This is a genomic window from Pricia sp. (assembly GCF_041745955.1).
GTDB lineage: Bacteria > Bacteroidota > Bacteroidia > Flavobacteriales > Flavobacteriaceae > Pricia.
Genome location: NZ_JBGTHY010000173.1, coordinates 1 through 3,870 on the forward strand (window position 1 = coordinate 1; position 3,870 = coordinate 3,870).

The following is a 3,870-nucleotide window of genomic DNA, read 5'->3' on the forward strand; positions in this document are numbered from 1 at the left end:
ACCGAAAAATCTTATTTACCCTTAAAAGACAGTCAGGTTCTCAAACATTTAAAGGGCGAACAACAAATAGGCATTTATCCTATGCTCCAAGACAATACATCTTGGTTTATAGCTGCGGATTTTGATAAGGAAAACTGGCAACAGGAATGCAAAGCTTTTATCCTGCTTTGTGAGTCCAAAAACATACCGGCCTATTTAGAGCGTTCCCGTTCTGGAAACGGCGGGCAATTATTTCCTTAAACGCCAAAAAAGTTTACTTACGGTTTATAGGCACGCATTCCGAATATGATAGGATTAAGGATATTAAAAATATTTGACATGATAAAGACTGAGAACGAATATAACTCCATAGTTGACCGAATCGAAGCGCTTTTACAAAGCCCTGAAAACATCGAAAACACAGATACCAAAGGTTATGTCGAGCTAAATGTCTTGTCCGACGTTGTTGCAGAATATGAAGAAAGAACTTTTCCGGTTAAAAAGCCTTCGCTGGTCGAGGTCATTAAATTGCGTATGTTCGAACTTGGTTTGAACCAAAAGCAATTGTCCGAATTATTGAGTATCAGTTCCTCAAGAATAAGCGAATACTTAACAGGCAAAAGTGAGCCCCCCTTAAAAGTCGCTCGAGATATTAGTTTGAAACTTAATAGTGAAGCCTCGATTGTTTTAGGGGTTTAATCTCAAATTTTTTCGTAATATCAAAAATTTGGTTTTAGAAGTGAAGAAGAAACCAGGACAGGAAAAAAATGATCTTGACGAGGTTTCCCTATTTTTTAGAAAAGGGTCGTTCAAGGTCAAAATCGGAAAGATTTAATACCTTTGAAATGTTACATTACTTCCCGGTAATATTTTCACCATTTCCTCGGGAAAACGTTCACAAATTTTTACACCTTTGTTACACCTCCACCCTTTGAGACCTTATATCATGGGGTCTCAAAAGATACTGCATCGGGAAAATGAAAACAGTACAAGCAATAAAGGCCGAAGGCGATTTCAAGATCGTGGAAATCGACAGACCGGATGCTGGGGGCATCCGCAGAAAGCCGGTATTTGGATTTTATCGAACTATACCCCGATGTAATGCTACGTGCTCCCCAATGGATGGTAGCTTCCTATCTTGGTATTACCCCGGAAAGCCTGAGCAGGGTCAGAAGAGGGTTGGCGGATAAAAACTTTGGCCCAAAATAGTCTCCGGGGCAGTTCCATTTTTTTTCTTACCATACATCAATGTACAGCCTTTTTTCATGATTTAAATTTGAGCAAATTAATTGCCAAAACTTCCACAACAAAGATGTATCGTATAGAACTATTGAATTCAAGTTAAATATAAAAAGCAGAGAAATAGGGTAACAATGGCCAAAACCGCTATTGTCCGAAACTATCCCTATGAAGAAAAATCATTAATTTAATGGAAAAGATAAAACCATGGAAAATACACTTAAATTACCGCCCCTTCATTACAAGCGAAACGAAAAAAGCAAACTGACCCTGCACCTGTTCTTACAGATTATAGGGAAGATTCGTCTAAAAATGTCATACCGAAAAAACCATTGGTGGTACGTCACCGAATATGTCGATACCAGGGGACTGAGTACGGGGCCTATTTCCTATCGCTCGGGGACGGCCACTTTTTCGATTACCCTTGATGTTCTAAATCATCGGTTGGAGGTAACCACCAGCGACGGGGAAATAGAAAACTTTTCGCTGTCCCCAAAATTGACGGTCGCCTCATTCTATTCCCAATTAATGGGAATTCTTCAAAAGTTGCATGTTCAGGTTAGCATTCTCGATAGGCCCTATGACCTGGGCATCAATAAACGCTTTGCGGAAATAACGGAATACCACCACTACGATAGGGAATATACAACGGACCTTTGGCGAACCCTGCTCTGGGTTGACGATGTTTTTAAGGAATTCAGCGGGCGTTTCTATGGAAAGACCTGCCCCGTACATCTGTACTGGCACTCGATGGACTTGGCCGTAACCCGGTTTTCCGGTAAGGAAGCACCGCCCATGGGCGACGGTGCAAGAATTTCGGATAAGGATGCCTATACCCACGAATGTATCAGTTTCGGATTTTGGGCGGGTGATGAAAAGATGCAAGAACCCGCCTTCTATTCCTATACCTACCCTTCGCCGGAAGGAATAGATAAGGAAGTTTTAGAACCTTCAGCGGCGGAATGGATCGACAGTAACGGTAGCCCCATGGCCATTCTACGCTATAACGATCTGACAAAGGCGCAAAACCCTAGAAAGGAACTTTTGGACTTTATGGAATCGGCCTACCGCGCCGGAGCCAAGTTAGCCGACTGGGACCTAGAAAAACTCAAGGTACCGGCTTTGGACGAACTATAAATTTTGAGACTATGTCAAATCCTGATACCATCATCCCGGAGCGTGCCGCAGACATCGAAAATTTTATGGGTGGCCGTTTGCTGCCTTTCCGCAAAAAAAGAACGGTGGGGTCATTTGCGTTTATAGACCGTAGGAGCCAATTTCCCGATGCAAGTTTTGTTTTTTAAGTTATCAAATAAAAAACCCCGTCCACAAAATCATGCGAACGGAGTTTTTCAATACTCAAAATAAAAGGCTAATTACTACTCGTTACCTTCCATTTTATCCTTCAATGCCTGTAAGGCCTCGTTTGCGTCGCCTAATGTAGGCTTGGCCTCGTCGGCAGAGGCAGCGGCTTTCTTCTGCGCCTGCTTGATATTGCGTATCTCCTCTTCACGGAAAATAGCGGTATGACTGGCTACGACACGTTTGAAATCCTTATTGAATTCAATGATCTTGAATTCGGCTTCTTCGCCCTTGCCAAGCTTTTTTCCATCTTCCTTCTCCAAATGACGTTGCGGCACGAAGGCCGTAATGTCTTCGTTGAAGTCGATGGTAGCGCCTTTATCTACCATGTCGCCGATGGTGGCTTTATGAATAGTACCTAGGGCAAACTCTTTTTCGTATTTATCCCATGGGTTAACTGTAACTTGTTTGTGTCCGATGCTCAATTTACGGCCTTCGACATCCAGTTCAAGGACTTCCACTTCGATGGTATCACCAACGTTGACGAATTCCGATGGATGCTTGATTTTCTTGGTCCAAGATAGGTCGGAGATATAGATCAATCCGTCGATACCTTCTTCCATTTCTACAAAAACCCCGAAATTGGTGAAGTTGCGAACGATACCTTTATGTTTAGAACCAACAGGATACTTAGACGTAATATCGGTCCATGGATCTGGTGTCAATTGTTTGATACCCAAGGACATTTTTCGGTCCTCACGGTCCAAGGTCAATACAACCGCATCGACCTCGTCACCAACGTTCACGAAATCCTGAGCGGAACGCAAGTGCGTTGACCAAGACATTTCGGAGACGTGAATCAGTCCTTCAACACCTTCAACTACCTCTACAAAAGCACCATAGTCGGCAATAACCACTACTTTACCCTTGACTTTATCGCCAATTTTGATCTCATCGCTCAAGGCATCCCACGGATGTTTCTCCAATTGCTTCATACCTAATTGGATACGGGACTTGTTCTCGTCAAAATCAAGGATAACCACATTGATTTTCTGATCCAGGTCGACCACCTCGTTCGGATGATTGATCCTGCTCCACGAAAGATCCGTGATATGCACCAAGCCATCTACACCGCCAAGGTCTACGAACACACCGTAAGAAGTAATGTTTTTCACGACACCTTCCAACACCTGTCCTTTTTCCAACTGGCTGATGATTTCCTTTTTCTGTTCTTCGATATCGGCCTCGATCAATGCTTTGTGCGATACTACTACGTTTTTGAACTCATGGTTGATTTTCACCACCTTGAATTCCATAGTCTTACCTACATACTGATCGTAGTCGCGAATC

General features: G+C 42.9%; 4 protein-coding genes and 1 pseudogene. 4 read left to right on the forward strand and 1 reads right to left on the reverse strand.

Annotated features, from left to right (window positions below; all coding sequences use genetic code 11):
* The 4 genes and pseudogenes from ACEW8S_RS06240 to ACEW8S_RS06255 all read left to right on the forward strand — a co-directional run.
* A partial coding sequence (locus ACEW8S_RS06240) for a hypothetical protein (protein WP_373517317.1) occupies nucleotides 1-240 on the forward strand: 240 nt, incomplete at its 5' end.
* 78 nt (nucleotides 241-318) lie between these two features.
* The gene (locus tag ACEW8S_RS06245) at nucleotides 319-678 is read left to right on the forward strand and encodes a helix-turn-helix domain-containing protein (protein ID WP_373517318.1); all 360 of its coding nucleotides are present in this window, start codon (nucleotides 319-321) and stop codon (nucleotides 676-678) included.
* 342 nt (nucleotides 679-1,020) lie between these two features.
* Nucleotides 1,021-1,188, forward strand: a pseudogene (locus ACEW8S_RS06250) (Crp/Fnr family transcriptional regulator); the annotation flags it as partial.
* A gap of 237 nt (nucleotides 1,189-1,425) precedes the next feature.
* A complete protein-coding gene (locus ACEW8S_RS06255) occupies nucleotides 1,426-2,355 on the forward strand; it encodes a DUF5996 family protein (RefSeq protein ID WP_373517319.1) in 930 nt (309 codons plus the stop codon).
* 242 nt (nucleotides 2,356-2,597) lie between these two features.
* Here ACEW8S_RS06255 and ACEW8S_RS06260 read toward each other — a convergent pair.
* A partial coding sequence (locus tag ACEW8S_RS06260; protein ID WP_373517320.1) for a 30S ribosomal protein S1 occupies nucleotides 2,598-3,870 on the reverse strand: 1,273 nt, incomplete at its 5' end.